The following is a 21,740-nucleotide window of genomic DNA, read 5'->3' on the forward strand; positions in this document are numbered from 1 at the left end:
ACAAGTTTGGCAAGCCCGGACCAATTACGCTCAAAAGGGCGGTTCAGGGTATAGACCTTAATAATAGCAACGTCCGACAGTCCGAATTCGTCTCTGAGTTTGTGTATATTGGTTTCTTGTGATGGAATGCTGCCCAGAATAAGGGGTGATTTGCCATCGCTGATGTGGATAATGGCACCTTGTCCATTGCGTTCTATATGAACGCCATTGATAGGGGTGCTCGTAGGTTTTGGGGCATCGGTTATACGGTTGTAATTAAATTTTTTGTCAAAGTTATTAGTAGCCATGCGTCCAAAAGCAGAAACAACAGATCCGCACCATGCGCCCCAGTGGTCATTTCTATCGTATCGTTTGAGGGTCTTTGTAGAAGTATTAGTAGAATTGCTCGTTGTGGTTCTTGTAGTTTTCTGTGTGCCTATGCCAAATGTCGTTATGGCAATAAACAATACTGCGATAATCCATATGCCTTGAGTTTTCTTCATGAAATTCTCCATAACTAAAAAATAACACGAAAAGAATCGTTTACTATTTATTAAAATCCATCTATTGACAAGTATATGGATTATGGTGATTTTGGCAAGGACGGGGGGAATTTCTAGCCGGGTGTCGCCATTTAAATAGGTTTTAAATAAGGTTTTTTCAGAGTTTTTTCTCATCAAAAAAATTTCTCCCGCCGACCTCGCTGAGGGAAGCGCCCTTGGCGCGTACTTGAAGCGTTCCAGAAAACACCCTTCAACTTCGCCCTATTTTATAGGGCTACATTCAGGGAAGACGGCGTTGAGATTATCCTTTTAATTCAAGGTTTTAAATGCGTAAGCCCTGGGGCGCCTTGGCTACATTTCATAAAACTTTGTGTAATTTTATTGCATCTTAAGCGATACTTTCAGTCTTTAGAAGACAAAAGTATGGTTTTAGGGGCGATGTGTTATATACTTTTTTTGAGATTGTTTTTCAATATTTATGGTGAAAGTAGCTTATGATTAAAAAAATAAAAAAAATCGTTGAAATCAAGATTTCTTCCAAAGAATATGCTTTGGCCTTAAAAAGTATTCTAGAGCAAATCCATAAAGCCCAGTTTGAAGCAGTTGTTGGCGTTAACCAAGTACTTAACAATCTTTATTGGTCGATTGGAAAAACCATTGCTATTAAACAAAAAGAGAATGATTGGGGGTCTCATCACATCGAAAGTATTGCCAACGATTTGCAAAATGCATTTCCCGGAAGAGGGGGGTTTTCAAGGGCCAATATATTTCGGATTAAGGCATTCTATGAGGCTTATGAAAAAAGTCGCACAGCTGTGCGACAATTAGAAGAATTGCCGATTTTCAGTGTTCCCTGGGGGCATAACGTGGTGCTTCTTGAAAGGCTTGAAAATAATAGTGAACGACTTTGGTATGCACAAAAGTCACTTGTAGAAGGTTGGAGCCGAGCTACGTTAGAATCGTGTATCAAGACTAACTTGTTTCATCGTGAAGGTAAGGCGATAACCAATTTTACTAAAACGTTGTTGGTTCCTCATTCCGAAAAAGCACAACAATCATTTAAAGATCCGTATTTTGTTGATTTTCTCAGTCTGCCCGATGAGTATACTGAACAAGAATTGGAAAAAGGGTTGATAGACAACATTCAAAAGCTGTTGCTTGAGATGGGCAAGGGCTTTGCTTTTGTTGGAAGACAGCATCATCTTGAGGTAAGCGGCAAAGATTTTTACCTCGACCTCCTTTTCTATCATTTTAAGTTGCGCTGTTTTGTGATAGTAGAGTTAAAGGCTAAAGAATTTGATCCACGAGATATCGGGCAGTTGAATTTTTATTTATCTGCCGTGGATGATTTAATAAAATCGCCAGAAGACAAGCCAACCATTGGGTTACTATTATGCAAGACAAAAGATAATGTCATTGTGGAATATGCATTGCGTAGTATTAATAAGCCTATCGGCGTCGCTGAGTACACAACAGAAATCACTAAGAAATTGCCTAAAGAGCTCAAGAGCAGTTTGCCAACCATAGCTGAGATAGAAACAGAATTGGAAAAGCAAGAGATGCTAGCTGAGGCAATTAAGCCTAGAAAAAAAGCCATTGCAAAGGCTAAGCCTAAAAGGCGACAATCTAAAAAAGCGAAGATAATAAAAAAATAACATGTGTTTTTATAACTTCTTGATTTGCAGGAATAGATTCTTCCAGAAAATCTTGCTGCTGCCGGGCATAGGGGGCATGGTGATCGCTTGCTGGATTTTGGTAATAACGTTATACGATTCTTTGACGACCATTTGTTCGTTTTCTATGACTGCGCTTCTGCAGATGGCAAGCCAGTGGGCAAATAAGGCGTCAAGGAGTTCAATGCTGTCTCGTTCGGTTATTTTTGATTGCTCAAGAGCGGCTAAGAATATACTGGGGTTGTGGGCTTTTGTGGTGGTGAAGAAATCAAATAAGGCTGAGGTTCGATTGAACGCTGAAGTGTTGAATGAATGGACAATGCAGCGGGAACGAATCGTGGGCAGTATTGGCTCTTGCCGTTCAGCCAAAAGAATGAAGTGGTAACCTGCTGGTGGTTCCTCGAGCGATTTGAGCAAACTATTGGCGCAGGTCAGCGTCAAAAAATCTGCTTTTTGAAGCACAAAGAAAAAGTGCTCGTCAGGATTAAGCGCGTATGCGATGGTGTTGAAAATGATGGAAAGTTCATCGAGCGTGTAATTTTTTTCTGGCTTAACCCAACGTACAGCATGATGCTGTCGATCTCTTATTTGTGTGCAGGCAGTGCAATACTGACAGCCTTGTTGTGCACAAAAGAATTTTTGTAGGTAAAGTTCTGTATGCTCAACTAAGAAGTCATGTGACCCTATCCACAACTGTGCAGGAGGGGTCAAGGCATGGTCTGCTTGTGGACTCAAAAGCGCATTGTTTTCGTTTAAAGAATGTTGTGTTGCATGAGCCATTGCATTACTCCATCTAAAGCTTTTTGTGCCAGTTGCTCAGGTGATTCTTGACCATCTAAGGTGATGACATTATCGCGTGTGCTGAAGATTTCTTTAAAGCCAGCGATTAATCTTTTGGTGAACTCAGTACTTTCTTTTTCAAATGAAGTGAGTTGTTCATTGCGTTTTTTAAGACGTAGTAAGGAAACTTCAAGAGGAATATCAACAAAGAGGGTGAGGTTGGGTGTAATGCCATTCATTGACCAGGCGTTAATCATAGCAATCGTTTCACGATCCAGTCCTCGGCCATAGCCTTGATAAACTAACGACGAATCGGCCATGCGATCGGAGATCACCAACTGTTTGTTGCGCAACGCAGGAATAATCACATCCTCAAAATGTTGTGCGCGATCTGCTGCAAAAAGGAGGTATTCAGCTTTGGCGGTGATGGGTACTTGTTTTTCTTGCACCAAGGTTCGCAATTGTTTGCCCAGCGGCGTAGAGCCCGGTTCTTTGGTCAGCAATACTGGCAACCCTTTTTGTTTGAGCGCTTCAAATAGGTTGCTTGCGAGCGTGCTTTTTCCTGAGCCGTCGATGCCTTCAAGCGTAAGTAGAAAACCTTGTTTTATCATAGCTTTTGCGTTGTTTTTTTATCGTGGTAGTTTGCGATATTTTATCTTATACTTGAAAAAGTATAGCGCATTGTTTGGGTAATGTCTTTATTCTACTACGCCAAAACGTTTGCGTTTTTTTTGATGATTTATGTAAAAGGATTTTATGAAAAAAGTTATGATAGAACCGGGGTGTATTACCTGTGGTGCATGCGAATTTATTGCGCCAGAAGTGTTTGAAGTAACTGATGTTTCGCGTGTCAAAAAGTGTGTAGATTTTGCTGTCTATAAAGAGAGTATTAGGCAGGCTGCACTCGCATGTCCGGTTAATGTTATTAAGTACGAGGAAGAGTAAGCGTATGTCGATAAAAAAACAATTATATGGTTATGATCATGATGCAAAGCAACTGTTTGATAAGCTGTATCAAGAGAGTTTAGTTGACGGAAAATTATTGTGTTTAGGGCAGCTGCTTGAGCGAGCAGTCAAACGATTTCCTGACAATGTTGCCTTGATTTGGCAAGACCGTTCAATCACCTTTAAAGAGTTGTATTATCGCGCCAGCTTGTTGAGCACAAAATTGCTCGAAAAAGGTGTGCAACCACGCGATCGTGTATTGCTTTTTTTTGAGAACTCATTTGAATTTTATGTTGGTTATTTTGCTATCGTGCAGGTAGGTGCTGTGGTTGCGCCACTTAACTTTTTTTTAGGCGAAACCGAATTGCGTCACATTGTACATGATGCACAACCTAAGATGATTATAACGGCATCAAGTAATCGTGAAAATTTTGAAAAAGTTGATGCGCAAAAGTATGCGCAGTTTATGACTGAAGAAGATATGGATTTGGTAACTGCGGTGCCGCATAATGTTGAGCTGTTTGCTATCCGTAAACTCGAACCCCACGAAATGGCTGCTTTGTTGTACACCTCAGGAACTACGGGCTTGCCAAAAGGTGTTATGTTAAGCTCTAAAAATATTATGACCAATGTATTGCAGCTTGCTGCGTGTCACGCTATATATTCAACAGACCGTGTTTTTGGTATCTTGCCGTTGTTCCATAGTTTTGCGCAGAATGCTTTTGTGTGGATGAGTACTTTTTCTGGTTACACCGTGATTTTATTACCTAAAATTGAGCGTCGCTATATTGAAGCAGGCTTAAAGCATAAACCTACGGTGGTATTTGGTGTGCCGGCGTTATTTGGTTTGTTTTGTTTACTCAAAACATTGTCATTCGATACCGTGCGAGTATTTTTGTCTGGCGCAGATGTTTTACCTGATAAAATTCGTGCCGCATTTGCCTTGGTATATCGTCGCAAATTATACAATGGCTACGGATTGACTGAAACATCGCCAGCCGTATCTATAGACCTTGGCGCTGTTACCGAGCCCACTAATTGCATCGGTATTCCTTTGGTAGGCTTAGAAGTAGCTATTCGGGATGAAAAAGGTCAAAAGGTGTCAGATGGAACCATTGGAGATCTTACCGTTAAAGGTGACAACGTCATGCTTGGCTATTACAATGCCCCAGAAATGACTGCTGCGACTATTAAAGATGGCTGGCTGTATACGGGAGACTTGGCCTATATCGACCCAAATGGCAAGATTGTGATAGCAGGCCGCTTGAAAGATCTTATCATTCACAAAGGCTTTAATATTTATCCGCAAGAAATCGAAAACGTACTGATGCTCCATCCCAATGTTATTCGGGTTGGGGTTGTGGGCAAGCTTGATGAATCGGGGACTGAAGTGCCGGTGGCATTCTTACAGGTGCGCGTTGCGCAGCCAGGAATCGAAAAAGAGTTAAAACAACTGTGTTTAAATCATTTGGCTAACTACAAAGTCCCCCGAGAATTTTTTGTGACAACAGAGAACTTGCCGGTGACCGCTACAGCTAAAGTTGATAAAAAGGTACTCAGAAAGCGATTGAATCCCGAAAAATAGGCTGTAGGAAGGCATAAAGGGGCATTCGAGCATGCGCTAAGGCCAATTGGTCCATATTCATTTTGAAATTCTTTATTGTGACCAGGGATCTGAATTTTCTATTAATAATCACCAGATCGAGCGTTCGAAAATAAGTTTGATTTTTTATGAAACTTGGTATACGATTTTAATATTGATTTAGATAACCTCCATTTCCCCTATCTGTGACGTTCTGTCTGGATGGGGGTTTTTTTTGCTTAAAATTCCACAAAAGTTCATTTTTTGTTTCATAGAAAAGCATGCATGCTTCCTATTTATTTTGCCTTTAATGCGCATATCCTTGATAATAATTTCTATTTGAATTAGTATTAGTATAATATGAACAGTATACAATAGAGGTAAATCACTAGGGGCATGGTATGAAGTTTAGAGGTTATTATATAGTTTTGACGTATCTCCTTTCGCTATCGATAGGGAGTCATGCCTTTATTTACGAAGTAAAAGTTATGAAGAGGTGGGATGCGCAACGTAATCGAGACCATTATTTTATTGGTTGTAGTGACTTTCATGACAAAACTCATGCCGTGACGGGTGATCAAATGCAAAAGATTGAGCAACTATTAACCCAATGCGACAAGAAAAATACTAACGTGGTAGTGGAAGATTTGAGTTCAGCTAACGACAGTGGTCGGTTGGCGTGCGGACGATTTATGGTTAATTCTCGCGGGGGAATCTTGGGAGGCCTGGCAGAAAAGGGTCGTACCATGGGACTAAGCGTTGATAATGTAGAATTTAGACTTTGTCGTGTGACCTCTTTGGGGCCGGTGCTTAATAATTTGCATGCAGATATGAATAATTTCCCCTCAGCTTCCACGGTACTTGTGGCAGCCTTGAGGGATGAAGTATTGCACGAGATTGCCCAGATTCAGGCCTATGAAGATGGTCCAATAGCAAAAAAAATGTACGCGCAGGGAATTCATGATGCAAAGAATCAATTGAAAGAATTACATATCGATCGTCATCAACAAATGACCATAGCAGATTTTTTAAATACTCATGCAAAACCTGAAGGGCGTTTAGAATTGCTCAAAACATTATTAACCTTTGATAGTGGCCTGCTTGATTTAAAAATAGTCCATTCAGTCATGAATGCTCAAGATAAACAAAAAAGCATCGCTATTGCAGGTGGCTCGCACATTGGCCGTGTTGGCGAATTGCTTGAAAAATTTGGCTACCAGCACGTCAAGACAACTAAGGTTATTTTTGGTCGTGAACATAATCTGCAAAAATGTTTGGGCTCTCATATTATTGATGGTGCTTTTTGTATGAAACCGGAACCCATTAATCTTGATTTTCTTGATGCCGTTATTTTAAGTCAATAATCATGTTTTTATGAACCCACCAACCAACTTTTCATCCATGAATAGGCGCTCACAACAGGAGTTAGGGGATTGAGATATCGTGTCCACGACTTTGTAGGTTCTTGTTGTGGTACGACAGGAGCTGAAGCAGGTAATTTTTTAGATCCTGCTCGTAGCATGCGACTTTCTTGATTCTTCTGACATAGTGTTTGAATTGCCGCATGCGTATTGTTGATTTCTTGCTTTAATGTTTCTAATTTTTCTGATTTGCAATCAGTTAAGGGAATATTGCGTATTTTTCTTAATTCCTCGTGGGTGAATTCATTTTGTGCATGGGCATATTCGTGATGTTTAATAGTACTATCATGGCGTGCATTATTTTCTTGTTTATCTTCATCAATGCGTGCGAGAAACTCGGTGTGTTGATCATCCATCAGTTTTTTTAGTGCTTCTATTTTATACGTGAGTGCGGTCTGGAGTTCTTTCATTTCTTGTCGTAAAACTACTATTTTTTCTCGCTGTTTTTTATTGTTATATAACAAGTAACAACTACCTGTTGTTAGTGCTGTTCCGGCAATAATGGTTATTTTTGCAGCATAGTATCCTAAGTCTTCATGTAGTGTCTTACTAAAGCTTGCACGAAACCCGTTGTTATTATTCATTGTCGGTGCAAGTTTGAGAAGGGTTTTGTTTGCAGGCTGCGCCATTGATGTGACCGGCGCTGATGGTTTTGCCATTGCAATGCTTATTTGAATACACGTAGATAGTGAAAAAACTAGACTAGCGAGAGCTAGCCTAGTTTGACATTTTATTAAAAGCATATAACTCCTCCATAGTTAACTATAAACCATGCAATCTGGTTTCTACTTTAACTATAGAGGAGAATTTTATTAAAGGGCTATGGATTGTGACGGTTCTTGTTTTTTTACCGTATCTAATGCAGGAGTTGCTTGTGTATAAAAGCCTTTGGTCAGATATGCTCTGCCTGAATCACCAAAAATTACCACGGCCAAATCGTTAGGCCCTAAATTTTTGGTATATTCTTGTGCAACATATGCTGCTGCGCCACTGCTTGGGCCAGCGAGTAATGCATGATGCTGCGCCAATGTTTTGAGCATGCCCAATGCGTGGTCATCTGTTACGGTCAAAAACTCATCAATCACTGACATGCCATTGCTGAGAATTGGTGAATCGAAATCAACACCCATGCCTTCTATTTTGTATGGTTTAGGATTACCTTTTGTTGCACGGAATGAGTTGACCGAATCAACTGCCAACACTTTAATGTTAGGATTTTTTTCTTTCAAATAACGACCAGCGCCGCTGATCGTGCCGCTGGTGCCAGCGCAGGCAAAAAAGTGTGTAATCTTACCTTCAGTTTGGCGCCAGATTTCTGCACCCAATGAATGATAGTGCGCTTCTGGATTGGAGAGATTAAAATATTGGTTAGGCATGAATGAATTTGGTGTTGCTTTGTGCAAAGCTATTGCTTGGCTATGGTAGCTGCGTGGATCTTCAAGAAATTCAGTCGCAGGGCATTTAATAACTTCTGCTCCGTAAGCCAAAATAGTTTGTAATTTTTCTTGGCTGATTTTTTCAAATACGGAGATGATTACTTTATAGCCTTTGAGTGCGCCGATCATGGCGCTTGCAATTCCTTGATTGCCAGATGAAGCATCAATAATGGTGCCACCTGGTTTGAGCAGGCCTTGTTTTTCTGCTTGCTCAATCATATACAATGCTGAGCGATCTTTGACGCTGCCACCTGGGTTAAGATATTCTAATTTTGCATACACGGTAGCAGGTGAATCGAAATTCATTTTAACCAGTGGTGTGTTGCCAATTGCATCTAATAAATTATTATAAACTCTGTTCATGGTAATTGCCTTTTCTTAATGATTGTTGCCTGAAGAAAGTATAGTGTATCTTTGTGTATTTGTCATGGCAACGTCATTGTTTTTTTTAATAAAAATACACAAGGCTTAATATCAATATAGTGCTCATAATAAATGGCCAATAAATTAGTCGTGGAATAAGTAAGTTTTCATATTTAATAATAAAAAAATTTGTCTCTGAATAATGTAAAAATGCGGTTATCGTTGTACTAATAATTAAAAAGTGCAGCAAGAAGTAAAAGTACTCAAAAAATATAATTTGAGGTACTAGAACTGCTGCTTTAAATTGTTGGTGCGCAAGGAATACGCTGAACATTAATGCGGTTACGGTTGCAATGACCGGCGGAATTTTATCAATAAGGTTTCGTCCCATTAAAAAGAGTAGAATAAACATTGAAAGCATCATACTAATAATAGGAATAAGTAAGAACATTAACGTGTTCAATACGTTTCTGCGCAGTACAATGTTAAAATAAAAATCAGGTGTCTGTGTTTTAGTTGATTTATCAATGGCGCCAAAAGGTCCGGCAATATAATAACCAAAGTTAGTGAGGTATTTATTTTTTTGATAACTAAAATAACTTTGTTCCATGCGCCATGCAAGAATCGCGGTTGTAGGATCAAGGCCGGGCAACGCCGTAGGGTTGATAACTTTGTAGGCATCAAGATCAGGCACTAAAAGGGCACCTTTATCAAAATCATTAGGCCACATTTGTATTTTAACGAGCTTGGTGTCAAACGGGTAGGTCGTGTAATCAAAGTTTTGATCTACCGTAGCTTGTACGTTCCATCCAACAACATCGTTGTTGCCGTCTTCAAATTTGTACGAATCAGACATCTTCGCATCAGACAGTTGAAAGGTCAAACCTCGTTTGATTTTGGCATGTTTTGTTTTATCAAAACGTTGCCAGACTTGTCCCATTATTTTGACGGCATTGAGCGTTAGTTCTATATGTTGTAAGTAGACACCCGTTGGTATGTAGATTTTTTCTACCGTGGCAGATGCAGCACCATGGCCTCCACCGTGGCCACCACCATGACCACCCGCAGCAGGGGCGGCTGGCGTGCTACTAGCTGGTGCGCCAGCATCAACAATGGTTACAGCCTCTGGCAGTTTGCCGATGTCTGAGGTTGGTGTTACCGCAGGAATTGGCTGCGCTTGTCCCAGGCCAGTTTTTTCAGCAAGAACTTTGGCTACGTTATTCATGTTATTGATAACGTTTTGTAAGCGCACTTGAATCATGTCGAGCGTAGAGCCCGACGTGTCAATTTGCGTTTGGGTGCTTGCAGGCACTGATTTGTCGGGTGTGGATGTAGATTTTTGGAGTGCGGGTTCCAGAGCCGCCTTTTGTTTAGCATCTATTTTTTCAGCTGCTGCACCGGCTTTTTCTTCTGCGTTTTTTGGCAGCAGCGCTTGGCTTGTGGCGAGCGTTGATCGTTGTATGTTTTCTGTGTCTGTTGGTTTGCCTGATTTTATTTGAGCTTTTCGTGCTTCGTCCTGTGCCTTATCTCCGGCTTGATCTTTCTTTTGAGCTTCGGTGGTGAGTTCTTGTTCTTTAGCTGTTTTTTCAAGAAAGCGAACTAAGCTGGTACGATCTTGAATAATCACCGTGTCAGATTGCTCCTGCTGAAAACGAACAAAGGTATGTGCTAAATACCATATAAAAATAATGCCACACAAGAGTAGGAACGCAGTCCATAGCGAACATGCCCACAAGGTGAATTGTGTTGGATGAGCGATATTAAAGAGTACAAAAAATAGAAACATGAGAAAAATAATGAGTGATAGAGCAATTTGAATTCTTTTTTGCTTGAGTTCATTAGTGTTAAGATTAAGCTCGTCTTTAACAAATACGCCAACCATTGCCCATCCTGCTGAAGGAATAGGTTGATAAAACATCCATGATGCTTGTCCGGTAGTTTCGTTCACATAGTCGATATAGCCACTTTCGCCCTTAGTTGCCTTGTCTGCCATTTCTTTTAAAGTGGTACTGTTTGATTCAGTGGCGATATCGTAAATAGTTTTTAATTTTTGCGCGAATTCTTTAATAGGGTGAGCTACAAAGGTTCCTTTTTTTGAAATTACAAATCCGTATCCTGTGGTTCCGAGTTCAAGATCTCGAATAACATTCTGAATGTGTTCGGTTGAGTGGTTGGCAAATACAACGCCGATTGCATTTTTACTAGCATCAAAGAATGGCACAGCAGATTCAGCGACGATAGTATTATTACCTTTGTCAAAAAATGGCTCAAGAAATACTGGTTTTCCTTCTTTCATAGTTTGCGCATAACGTATGTATTCTGGGAGCGTGTAATCGTAGAGTGATTCTAATTGGAGAAGAGTTTGTTTGCCTTCGCGTTCAACATAATAAGGCGCGAATAATTTTGTTGATTTGTCGTAGGCATAGGGAGCAAAGGCCACGCCAATCCCCGCTACGTTGGTGGCTTTTTGTTGTAAGCGATTCAGAATTTTTTCTTTGGCAGGAGTCGTGCCGCTAATATCATTAGCGATGCCTTGTACGAGTGGATTGAGCAAGGTGAGAAAATCATCAATTTCTTTGGCGGCTTTTACGGTTTGTGCCTCGGCATTCTTTTTTGCTGCCTGAATAATATCATCTTGTGCTTTAATGTAACTGTTGACTAGCATGACTGTAGTAATACCGCTTGCCAGGCATAACATGAGGAGGAATGCGTAGAGTATTTTTTGCCAATCTATGTTTTGTCCAAGTCTCTCAAACATTGTTAGCATGGTTCATTCCTTATTTTTTGTATCTATTTTTTCTTGATCCTATCAAGCGCTGATAGAATAGAGCAATAGTTTAAGAGAAAATTTACTTTACCAGTTGCTGGTACAGTTCAAGGTGTTCGTGGACCATTTGTGGTGTGTCAAAATCACGCAAATCATCAGGGTATTGTTGCATTTTGCTATGGAGAGGCTGATTCTGCGTTAAGCTCAGCATGCCGTGAGCAAGGTGTTGTAAATCGCCTTGTTTGTACAAGAAGCCATTTTCTCCGGAAATAATAACATCGTGAATGCCACCCGTGTTATAACTTAAAACGGGCAATTTTAATAATCGTGCTTCAATTATAGCGCACGGTAATCCTTCCCAGAGGGAGCTCAAGACAAAAGCATGCCAATCCATCATAATGGGTGCGACGTGTTCTTGCCAGCCATGTAAGGTGATAGCATCAGTGAGGTGATGTTTGATGATCCATTGTTCAATATACGGACGTAACGATCCATCGCCAATGATTTCAAGATGGGTGCGCGAATCTTTTTTATGCACAAAAGCAAATGCTTGTAATAAATCGAATAAATTTTTTTGTTTTTTAAAACAGGCGACGGTACCGAAAATAAATTTTTGTTTGTGGTTGGGAAATGTCGTTAATTTTGTTGCCGGCATATAAAATTGTTTAAAATCCACGGCAGCACGAATAATGGAATGTTTTTTTGCAAAGCGGGGGAATAGTTTTATGCCTGTTTTAACATCTTCAGATGACACGCATACAAAATGTGTGGTGACAAAGCTGGTGAGTAATTCGCACATATAGATGGTAACCCATGCCAATTTTGATTGATGTGCATGAAATGCATAGCCGTGAATAGTGTGCACGCGGTTGGTGACACCAGCAAAGAATGCGGCCCAACGTCCCCATATACCAGCTTTGGTGCTATGGGTGTGCACAATTAAGTTGGGATATTTTTTTTTAAATGTTCTTATGTGGCCAATTAATTCAAAAAAGCATTTGAGTTCATTAAATAAAGTAAAAAAAGATAGCTCTCGTTGGAGACTTTTAAGTAATACGACATTGGGTTTATTCTTGACGGCATTAACCAAGGTGCCTTGGGCGCTTGAGATTAAGCTTGCTGTCATTTCTGACGATTCTAGTCCTTCAAGAAGACTGAGGCATACTTTTTGTGCGCCGCCTAATTCAAGTTTGGTTATTATATAGAGAACATGGAGGTCATTTTTTTGCTTCATGAGATCCTTTTTTTTAAAATTACTCCCTTGTTATTTGAAGAAAAATAAAAGAAGTGCGATTAATAATGCATAAATAGCACTTGTATCAATTAATCCTTGAGCCAACATACTGGTGCGGGATATAAGCGAGTATTGCTCGGGATTTATGGCAATTTGTTGACAAGCCGCCGCTGCTGTTTTACCTGATCCAATACCGGCGCCGAGGGTGCCCATACCCATACAAATTGCTGATCCCAGCATTGCCATGGCGGTAAGCATGTTGTCATCGGGAATAGTAGTGGTAATTAAAAGCAGTGAAACAATGAGGGTGAAAATAATAGGTGTTTCGATGATTGCTTCACTAATCAATGTGAATGAAAACAATTGTCCATAGGCATTTCTATTAATTCCTATAGACTGGCAGGCGGTTTTTGCAAAGTGACCTAATCCTATGGACGGTCCAATAGATCCTAGCCCAATACATACTCCACTGGCAATCAAGCGAATGCATTCAGCAGCGGTAGTCACCCCTGCAGCTTGATCTTTAATGAATATGGCAATGATGAAGCCAAAAATAATAGGTGTTTGGATAATGGATAGTGTAATGAGCATGAATCTGAAAATTTGTTGGCTAAAAAATGGTTGGCGTGCAATCGCAAACATTGTTTGTTGGGCAGGCAAAGCAGAAACTAGTCCCAATACAAGGCCAGAAATGCCGATTGCAAAGGCAATGCCGAGTTCTGCAACGCTGGCATAGATGTTTGGTGCTTGATGTTTTACGTCAAATAAGAGCATAAGTGCTACGGTTATACCAATAATGGCCGCGGTGTCAATGAGTGCCATAGCAATAATTGCGGTACGCGCAATATCACTTTTTGCGTTCGGTTGAATATTCATAGCTTCAAGCGCTCCTTGGCTTGCTATGCCTTCACCAATGCCGACGCCGAGTGAGGTTAGGGCAACAGAAAGAGCAATGGTGCCATAGTGAAAAAAGTCTGAATAATTATGTGTTGTCATCATGCATTATTCCTCGTGGCTTGTTTGTACGGCGATTGATAGGTAGGTTAAGGTGAGCATGGTAAATACAAATGCTTGTAAGAATCCTTCAAATATTCCAAAGAAAAATAATAGGGCAAAGTTTGTACCACTCAGAAGTCCAAGTGTTTCATATATAATGGATCCTTCTATGGTACTCAAATAAATATGGCTAATGATGGCGCCACCAAAAATATTACCAAACAAGCGGAATGATATTGAAATAATGCTCGCAATCTTTCCCAACACATGCAGAGGGAACATAAGAAAAATAGGGGAGGTATATTCTTTAAGATACGCTTTTATGCCATGTGATTTGATGGCATAGATTTGTGTGTAAAGAAACGAAAGTAAACCAAGCGCAAGTGTAGTGTTTAAATCTTTTGTTGGTTCAGGCATCCATGGGATAATCACAATGATATTGCACAGCAAAATGAATAGAAAGAGTGTCGTAATAAAACAAAAATGATTGAATGAAAAGTTATCGCCTAATGATTGTTGGCACATATCCATAAACGCAGCAATAAATTTAGTAACCGCATGACGCAGGATACTATTTTTATTGCGTAGTGAGCGATTTATAGGGATGAGGATTAGAATGAGTAGAAATATGGTGATCCACGTACCGGTGATGGTGGGGATGTTTACCTCAAAAAATTTATGGTCTAATCCGAGCCAATAAAGAGTCCAGGTTTTGATTTCTAAAAGCTCAGTTCCCTTCATGCAGGTTTGCTTTCTTTGTTAAAATTACCAGCCAAAAAGTTATTAAGAAGCAAAGTACCACCAGTATAAACATGATCGATGGTGTTCGCAATAAATATAACCATAGCGTAGCTAAAATTGCAAGCCGTGAAAGGGAGAAAATAAGATTAATGCATTTTGATTTGAAGGAAGGTGTTTGGCCTGGGAGTTCGTTATGTGTATTAATCAAAAGGACTCTCCGTTTTTGTATAAAAAAGGAGAGTCCATAGATTAAACCTATACTTGACCCGGCAATCACCGACAATAAAATCGATGAGAGAGTCATATATGTTTTACTTATTTAGAGTTTCTTGATGCCTTTGTATTTCCAGTATTCAGCAACAGCAGATGATGATCCGGTTACAACCACAAGGCCTTGACGTTCATCAACGGTTTTTTGTGCTGCTTCAAAAGCTTCTTTGAAGTTCTTGCTCGATTTAGCCTTAATTTGCATGCTCTTGATGCTATTGGTGATCTTCTCAACATCTAAGTTTTGTTCACCATTATGGCCTGGCATCAGGTCAACTGGGTAGACAATAACTTGTCCAGATGTCTTTTTGAAGAAGTAACGCAATAATTTCAAGAATTCATCAACGTTAAGGTTTGGGTTTGTGCAACCGATAATGAGCGTTAAGCCTTTTAGAGGTTTTTTGTAATGCAATAATCTGATACCAAGAAGCAAGTTCTTGAATGCATCGAGATTGCTTGCGTTATCCAACAAGATGGTTGGCTTTTCTTTATCCAATAATTGGAAGCGTCCAGACAATGAGCTTTGTTCATCTTTCCAGAATTGTTCAATCGTTTTTCGTGGATTGAGTTCGGATTGACGCTTTGCTTCAATGGTTGGGCGGCCACGTTGACCTTTTTGTTTGGTCAACAAGCTGCCAGAAACGATAATTGATTCACGATTTATTACGAGATTAACGTAAATTTGTGCAATTCGTTCTGCTAATGCAGCGCAACGGCCATGTAATTGTTCAAACGGATAAGCAAGTGCTGCTAATTTACGAATAGGCATGGACCAAATGCCACCCTTATTCTCAACGATCACTGCCATATCTTGCAAGCTTAATTTACTTTGATCGGCGCAGACTACGTGAGTGCCTGTTTTTACAATGCCGGTCAATTCTTCAATTGCTTTAGCCACGATAGCGTCTTCGTTTTCGATTGATTCATCGCTGGTAAGACGAGTAATAGCTGCAATTTTTGGATTACAAATATTTACGGGGTTATGTGCACCATCTTTACTTACTTCAAGCACCGCAACATCACAGTTGCTATTTTTGAAGTAGAGTAATGCCATCATAGTTAAGATGTCTAATGAGTTAGGAGTTACACCGATTGTTTGTGCGGTGTTAATAACTTCGTTACCAACTTCAGTAAACGTCTTATTAGAAATAAGTTCGCTATTGAGGGAGAATAATTCATTATAGGTCAAAATATGAGGCGCATAGAATGCACCAACGGTCAGACCTTCTTGTTTGAGCAATTTAGCAGCAAAATGGATGGTAAGAGATTTACCATTTGTTCCTGCAACCAATATAGCATTGGTTTTTTGTGCAATAGAGCCAAACGCTTGGTCTAATTTTTTGATACATTGCAACGTGGTATCATTGGTATTGGTTGTCCAATTGGCATCCAAAAACTCAACGATTTCGCTGTAGCTACGTTGTTTAGATACCGCGACGGTATCTTTCGGAGTTGTTTGTTTTATATTCTTCATATGGTTATTCCTATCTTACTTTGTACCCATATATTTTAACTGCCTACTAACTTCATTATTACTTATCCTCTTGTCTACCTAGTAGTAAGTGCAAGATGTTCAACGGTCATTTTTAGTGTGTGGAATTAACGTGATGTTTTGAGTCATGAATCGTATAAGATTTCGTGACTTATCTCTAAATATAAAGCAATTTATAAAAATGTCAAACAAGCAATTAGTGATTAGTTAAGGCCTATTTATTTACAAAGATATAAAATGAATAAAAAACAGCTGAATTAGAATGATAGTAAATAACTCGAATCGATCGTCCAGATCTTGAAAGAGGGCCATCTTATTGGGGGGGCTTCCGACACCGTCATAGGCCTCCTGGCAGACACCACAAATCAAGGCCAAACATTTCTATGTGAAACAAAAATTCAGCAAGATAAGGCCTGTGTCATTCTTATAGGATCGCCGGATAAGGCATTATTTTTCGTTGAGGCCAAGAATCTGGCACCGGTTAGGGTGCTTATTTTCGGTGTCCCCTAAATCACGGCGTTTAGGCTGTGTGAGGGGTTAATTCGATGAAGATTGACTTTATGGGTTGCCGGTAGGGTATAGTGAGGTAAAGTTGGGTAATTAAAAGAGGGGAGGATGATAATGAAAAAGGGATTCACCTTAATTGAATTAATGATCGTCGTGGCCATCATCGCATTCTTAGCGGTTGTTTCTGTGCCAAGCTTCATGCGATTCTTACACAAATCAAAACGAGCCGAAGCCTATATGAACCTGAGTTCAATCTACGCAGCTCAAAAGGCTTATTGGGCAGAGCACGGCAAATATTCTGATGTATTAAACGGTGAAGGTGGCATAGGTTGGAAGCCAGAAGGCTATACTACTGGTGGCGCCAATGAGAAATTCTACTACACCTATGGATTTTCTGGCGGTGAGGGCAGAAACTATTTTACCGGTAAGTTAGGAGCGAGTGCGGGAAGTCTTTCTGTAGCGCATGTCGGACCGCAAGGGTTCGTGGCTGTTGCAGCGGGTGATCTTGATGGTGATGGCGTTATGGATATTATGACCGTCGATGAAAATAATAATATAGTTGTTGTTCAGGATGATTTGGCGAGTTAGTTGAGATGTAAGAGTATGCGCATCAGTGATGGGCCGAATAATACAAATATCATAGCGCCTAGTGCCAAGAATGGGCCAAAAGGAATCTTAAATGATTTGTTCGGTTTGAAGAAAGCCATATAGGTTATGCCAATGACTGAGCCGGCCAGTGAGCCAATGAGCAAACTAATCCAACAACCATAAATACCGGTGAATGAGCCTATGAAAGCTAGAAGATCCACATCCCCTTGGCCAAGGCCTTCCTTTTTGGTGAGTATGAAAAAGGTACGTGCGATGCCAGCAAGTATACCGTAACCAATCAAAGCGCCAAGTGCACTTTCGCATAGTGACAGTGGCAAGAGATTGAAAAAACTCAGTAGAATCCCCAGCGGCACCAGGAACAAACTCACAAAGCGCGACACGAGCATGAATTCAAGATCAGTGCGAATAGTTACAATAAGGGCTGAAAAAAATATGAAGTATCCAAGAAAATAATCCCATGGCACATAAATGGTTAGCATGGTCATGCTCAGAGCGGTAACGAGTTCAATTAAGGGATAAAGAAATGAAATCGATTTTTTGCAGTAACGGCATGAGCCCTTGAGTAAAAGCCACGAAAGTACGGGAATCAAATCGTACCAAGCAAGCGTGCGTCTGCAGTGAGGGCAATATGACCGTGGCCTAAGTAATGAGCCATTATGAATAAGTCGATACGCAACAACATTAAGAAATGATCCCCAACATAAAAAAAGGGGGATCATAAAAAATGCTGTGTGTATCATATAGTTAATACTTATTGATTTTCAGATTGATGGTCAACGGGTGTTGTATCAGGAGAAATCAAAGTGAAAAGCTCTGCAATTCGACGTTCTTTTTCCGAGATTTGGTCATAACGGAAAACAAGGTCGGGAGTGTAGCGAAGGTCTAAGCTATTTGCTAGAGCAGTACGCATTGAAGGCTTATAAAGAATCAGATGGCCAAGTTTCTTGTCAAAAACTTCCTTGCCGCCATTGGTAGCAAAGTAAACATAGCATCTGCTTCTATCGGGAGATAGGGTTACACGGTTAACGTATAACTCTTTTAATTCAGGCGCATCAAGTGATGTTTGCAAGATAAGATTAGAGATTTCTCGTAGGAGTTGAGTCTCTTTTTGTACACGTCTAATATTTCTTACATTTTTACTTATCATATGAGAGCCGATTTGGTTATTGACCTAGGGTCAACATGCGTACAAAGTTTTGTTTGATAGCGCGCATTAAGCGTTTGCGTCTTTTTTGTGTTGGAGATTCAAAGTAAACGGTACGCTTCATATCACGAACAACGCCTTCACGTTCAATTTTCTTCTTAAGTTGGCGCAATGCTTTTTCAACGTTTGAACTAACGTGAATTTCGATATTTGAGACTTTTTTTGACATTAGGATCAAAACCTTTATTTAATACAATTGAAAATTATGTGCTTCTTAGTTATTTGATATATTCTAGGTTATTTTGCCTCAGATGTCCAGTGTTTTATCGCTATCTCTCAGGGTTAAGGTTTAATAATTCACATTAAACGAGAACAAAAGAGTGCTGGATCTATAGACATTTTGTTGATGCAACGGTGCCTGCCACAGGAATCCTAACCCAATGTGCGGTGAAAAATCATAGTTGAATCCTATGTTGGCCATTTGCGTTTTCCAATCTGAGCGTCTTTCGAGTAATTCTGGGAAGAAGTCCTTGTCTGGCTGCATGAGGCAAATTTTATCCTGTTTGTGCATAACGAGTAGATATTGGAAGTACATTGAAAGGTTGGCAAGGAAGTGGTATGCCGATAGTTTTGCTGCAATGCTCCAGTTGGTACCCGGTTGGTAGCACACGTTAGTGCAGTATGGGTAGATACCAGATTGGCATGGAGAGTTTGGCACGCGTAGTGGCACGTGGCTTCGTTTAAAGAAGTGGGTGTAGCCCATTTCGCCACCGATTTCTATGGTGTCATAGAAGTCCATGTTAATACCAGCGTCAAAACCGGCTGCGTTGTGGCCATTGTTACCGAAGGGGAGGCCAAAGGCTTTGTTAACATTTTTTCTTTTTCCAGGAGATGCACTGAAGCTTGCTTGAAAGAAAGGAATCAACAAGAATTCTGGCCATTCATCTTCATTTTTATTGATCTCAAAAGCGTGGCGCCAGTAACCATTAATACGAACTTCTTCAATGGAGGTTGCATTAAAGCGCTCAATATTGAGATTGATTTCTTCTGCGATGATTTTAATCTGATCCATCAGACAGGTATTAATGAGGCATTTGCTGACAGTGATGCAGCCACTATTGCCATTCCATACATCGTTTCCATTGGTTAGTGGGCCAGGAGTTAGGTTGGTGAATGATTTCACCAGTTGGCACGTTTCGGCAACGCTCGTTTGCACGCTCATGCCAAAATCACCATAAATGCGTGCGTCTACTTGAAATCGAGCGCCGCGTTTACGATAACTCATAGGAATAGAAAAGAAACCTACTTCTTGGTTGTTGTCTATAAACTCTGGATTGTCTAATTTGATACCGTTTTTTGAATCTGGATTAAAACCTAAACAGTTAATTGCTTGCGCAAGTGCTGAAGATGTTAACAAAGAAGCTGAATTATCTTTGCCTGGACAAAGTGTAGTTTGAAGTCCGTCAATAGCAGTATTACCTTGTAGTCCGGCACACGCCAATGTCACTGTTGTTACCATTCCACCGCAGCAATTATTCGCCGTTGCTGGTACGTTTCCATACAATAATCCAATCATGCCCCAACGGCCTTCCATGTCACCTAATTGGGTAGCAGTTTCATCACACACGCGAGTACCAGGAACACAACTTTGGATAATTGGTTTGGGACCACTGGCATCACATTCATTTCCACAACACTTAATAATAGGTGGGATGCATTCTGCGTCAATGCGGCCGATACAAGCATTTTGTCCGAAGGCTGAAAGTGAGAAGCTAAAACGTTCAAGCCATGAGGGTTGAATATCGTACCCTTTGAGTTTTAATTTTTCACGTGTTTCTAAAAAAGTTTCCGGATCAAGTGTTGTAAATATTGGATAGGGGTCACTTTTTAACAACGTGGAAAGCGCCAGCGCGTCATTACTTATTCCAAGCAGTGTTACAAGCAACAGAAGTATTCTTGGATAGGTTTTAGCCATTACAAAATCCTTTCTATGGTTCTAATTCTTAGATACTTATAGCACCATTCATGTAGCGAGGTCAATTACTACATGAATTTGTTACTGCGCCTAGTTCGTGAATGAGCCCCTGTACGGCGAAGGTGAAAATCATTAATGCTGTTAATATACCCAATATGCACGTGATATTTCTACCTGATTGCCATTCAGAGCGTATTGTCAACAAGGTAATCATTGACATGATGAAGGCGAAAATAAGAAAGATAGAGGTTAAATCAAAAAATAAATTAATATTTCTGAAGCTTACGTAGGTGATAAAAATACCCAAGCCAACTGATGCAACCGCTGTTTTGGTGGTGAATGATCCAGTAGCAATAAGTTTTCGTGCAACATTATTTTTTAATGTTTTGACTAAGAACATAAGGAGATGGCTTGATGCCATAATCATTGAATGTATGGTGCCGATGATGGCAGAAAGAATGGCAAAATGAATGGTCAGAATGAGCCATGGTTTGTCAGGAAAAATAACGAGCAATGCTTCTGATAGCGGCAAACGAGCATTGGTGAATAACGAAAGCGGTGTTGAAATAATAATCGAGCTTACAAATAACGTGTAAATTGTGCCAACGATTAAAATTGAATAGGTCAATGCGCGCGGGACATTTTTTGCAGGATCTTTGACGATGCTAAATAATGATGTGGCGCATTCAAAGCCAAAAAATCCAAAGATAACGATGCGGGTTGCTTTAAGAACATTTGAAAATCCGTAGGGAGCAAATGGTGTTAAGTAGGAAAGATTTGCTTTGGTAAAACACATAATGGTTGTGGCAATCAGGGGAAACAACGTGCACACAATAAGAATGTGTTGACCAAGTGATGATAAAGCCACACCAAACATATTTAAGATTACTAATGTCCACAAAGCAATAATGCCGAGGGTATAAGGAGTGAATGCAGGGAAAAAGCGATGCAAATAAATGCCAGCCATTTGAGACAATAAGCCCATTGCTATGAGCAATCCTATAAAGTAGGCAGTAATTGCAATCATGCCCATGGTGTGACCGCCCCATTGTTTTGTGTAAAGGTAGAAGGAGCCTTCTTCGGGGAACAGTTCAGCAAGGCGCGCTAGGGATTGAGCAAGAAACCAAATGGCAATAACGACAAGAATGTAGGCAATGATGCCAGCGGGCCCAACATAGGCTGCCATGGTTGCAGGAGCTGTGAAGATTCCTGAACCAATCATGGCATTCATGCCAATAATAGTTGCGGTTGCAAGACTAATTTTTGTGTTATTGTCGTTACTCATTGTGAGTCCTTTTGATTCTGTTAAACTGATAGAAAGAGTTT

General features: G+C 40.2%; 20 protein-coding genes. 5 read left to right on the plus strand and 15 right to left on the minus strand.

Going from position 1 to position 21,740, the window contains the following annotated elements; genetic code table 11:
• Nucleotides 1-482, minus strand: a 482-nt coding sequence (locus tag NTX86_05060; GenBank protein MCX5922664.1) for a hypothetical protein, incomplete at its 3' end; no start/stop codon positions are given.
• A 494-nt stretch (nucleotides 483-976) separates the two neighbouring features.
• On the opposite strand from NTX86_05060, the gene NTX86_05065 reads away from it, so the two are divergent.
• Complete coding sequence (locus NTX86_05065; GenBank protein ID MCX5922665.1) at nucleotides 977-2,137, plus strand: PDDEXK nuclease domain-containing protein; 1,161 nt, start codon at nucleotides 977-979, stop codon at nucleotides 2,135-2,137.
• 9 nt (nucleotides 2,138-2,146) lie between these two features.
• On the opposite strand, the gene NTX86_05070 is transcribed toward NTX86_05065, so the two are convergent.
• Both NTX86_05070 and tmk read right to left on the minus strand, forming a co-directional pair.
• A complete protein-coding gene (locus NTX86_05070; protein MCX5922666.1) occupies nucleotides 2,147-2,935 on the minus strand; it encodes a hypothetical protein in 789 nt (262 codons plus the stop codon).
• Nucleotides 2,908-3,546, minus strand: coding sequence for a dTMP kinase (gene tmk, locus NTX86_05075; protein ID MCX5922667.1), 639 nt, complete (start codon nucleotides 3,544-3,546; stop codon nucleotides 2,908-2,910). Before tmk ends, NTX86_05070 begins: the two co-directional genes overlap by 28 nt.
• 145 nt (nucleotides 3,547-3,691) lie before the next feature.
• Between tmk and NTX86_05080 the strand changes: the two genes are divergently transcribed.
• From NTX86_05080 to NTX86_05090, 3 genes are all read left to right on the plus strand, one after another.
• Entirely contained in the window at nucleotides 3,692-3,880 is a 189-nt protein-coding gene (locus NTX86_05080) for a ferredoxin (protein ID MCX5922668.1), read from the plus strand.
• 4 nt (nucleotides 3,881-3,884) lie between these two features.
• Complete coding sequence (locus NTX86_05085) at nucleotides 3,885-5,465, plus strand: AMP-binding protein (GenBank protein ID MCX5922669.1); 1,581 nt, start codon at nucleotides 3,885-3,887, stop codon at nucleotides 5,463-5,465.
• 398 nt (nucleotides 5,466-5,863) lie between these two features.
• Nucleotides 5,864-6,826: a hypothetical protein gene (locus NTX86_05090; protein ID MCX5922670.1), complete on the plus strand. Its 963-nt coding sequence runs from the start codon at nucleotides 5,864-5,866 to the stop codon at nucleotides 6,824-6,826.
• A gap of 8 nt (nucleotides 6,827-6,834) precedes the next feature.
• Here NTX86_05090 and NTX86_05095 read toward each other — a convergent pair whose 3' ends face one another.
• The 7 genes from NTX86_05095 to NTX86_05125 form a co-directional block, all read right to left on the minus strand.
• Entirely contained in the window at nucleotides 6,835-7,542 is a 708-nt protein-coding gene (locus NTX86_05095; GenBank protein MCX5922671.1) for a hypothetical protein, read from the minus strand.
• Nucleotides 7,543-7,695: 153 nt separating this feature from the next.
• Nucleotides 7,696-8,682: a cysteine synthase family protein gene (locus tag NTX86_05100; GenBank protein ID MCX5922672.1), complete on the minus strand. Its 987-nt coding sequence runs from the start codon at nucleotides 8,680-8,682 to the stop codon at nucleotides 7,696-7,698.
• Between the two features lie 85 nt (nucleotides 8,683-8,767).
• On the minus strand, nucleotides 8,768-11,449 hold the full coding sequence (locus tag NTX86_05105) for a cache domain-containing protein (protein ID MCX5922673.1): 2,682 nt from the start codon (nucleotides 11,447-11,449) through the stop codon (nucleotides 8,768-8,770).
• Nucleotides 11,450-11,531: 82 nt separating this feature from the next.
• Nucleotides 11,532-12,683: a glycosyltransferase gene (locus tag NTX86_05110; GenBank protein MCX5922674.1), complete on the minus strand. Its 1,152-nt coding sequence runs from the start codon at nucleotides 12,681-12,683 to the stop codon at nucleotides 11,532-11,534.
• Between the two features lie 30 nt (nucleotides 12,684-12,713).
• The gene (locus NTX86_05115; GenBank protein ID MCX5922675.1) at nucleotides 12,714-13,682 is read right to left on the minus strand and encodes a hypothetical protein; all 969 of its coding nucleotides are present in this window, start codon (nucleotides 13,680-13,682) and stop codon (nucleotides 12,714-12,716) included.
• Between the two features lie 3 nt (nucleotides 13,683-13,685).
• Nucleotides 13,686-14,420: a F0F1 ATP synthase subunit A gene (atpB, locus tag NTX86_05120; protein ID MCX5922676.1), complete on the minus strand. Its 735-nt coding sequence runs from the start codon at nucleotides 14,418-14,420 to the stop codon at nucleotides 13,686-13,688.
• Between the two features lie 319 nt (nucleotides 14,421-14,739).
• Nucleotides 14,740-16,161 (minus strand): Mur ligase family protein, encoded by a 1,422-nt coding sequence (locus NTX86_05125; protein MCX5922677.1) that lies wholly within the window; start codon nucleotides 16,159-16,161, stop codon nucleotides 14,740-14,742.
• A 639-nt stretch (nucleotides 16,162-16,800) separates the two neighbouring features.
• On the opposite strand from NTX86_05125, the gene NTX86_05130 reads away from it, so the two are divergent.
• Complete coding sequence (locus NTX86_05130) at nucleotides 16,801-17,274, plus strand: prepilin-type N-terminal cleavage/methylation domain-containing protein (protein ID MCX5922678.1); 474 nt, start codon at nucleotides 16,801-16,803, stop codon at nucleotides 17,272-17,274.
• Here NTX86_05130 and NTX86_05135 read toward each other — a convergent pair.
• The 5 genes from NTX86_05135 to NTX86_05155 form a co-directional block, all read right to left on the minus strand.
• Entirely contained in the window at nucleotides 17,271-18,035 is a 765-nt protein-coding gene (locus NTX86_05135) for a prepilin peptidase (GenBank protein MCX5922679.1), read from the minus strand. The two genes, NTX86_05130 and NTX86_05135, sit on opposite strands and share 4 nt — an antisense overlap.
• Nucleotides 18,036-18,046: 11 nt before the next feature.
• Nucleotides 18,047-18,442, minus strand: a complete 396-nt coding sequence (locus NTX86_05140) for a ribosome-binding factor A (GenBank protein MCX5922680.1) — start codon at nucleotides 18,440-18,442, stop codon at nucleotides 18,047-18,049.
• 16 nt (nucleotides 18,443-18,458) lie between these two features.
• Nucleotides 18,459-18,668, minus strand: a complete 210-nt coding sequence (gene rpsU, locus NTX86_05145; protein MCX5922681.1) for a 30S ribosomal protein S21 — start codon at nucleotides 18,666-18,668, stop codon at nucleotides 18,459-18,461.
• 120 nt (nucleotides 18,669-18,788) lie between these two features.
• The gene (locus NTX86_05150; GenBank protein ID MCX5922682.1) at nucleotides 18,789-20,414 is read right to left on the minus strand and encodes a hypothetical protein; all 1,626 of its coding nucleotides are present in this window, start codon (nucleotides 20,412-20,414) and stop codon (nucleotides 18,789-18,791) included.
• Between the two features lie 61 nt (nucleotides 20,415-20,475).
• Nucleotides 20,476-21,699: an APC family permease gene (locus NTX86_05155; GenBank protein MCX5922683.1), complete on the minus strand. Its 1,224-nt coding sequence runs from the start codon at nucleotides 21,697-21,699 to the stop codon at nucleotides 20,476-20,478.
• Between the last annotated feature and the right edge of the window lie 41 nt (nucleotides 21,700-21,740).

This window comes from Candidatus Dependentiae bacterium, assembly GCA_026389015.1.
Lineage (GTDB): Bacteria > Babelota > Babeliae > Babelales > Vermiphilaceae > JAPLIR01.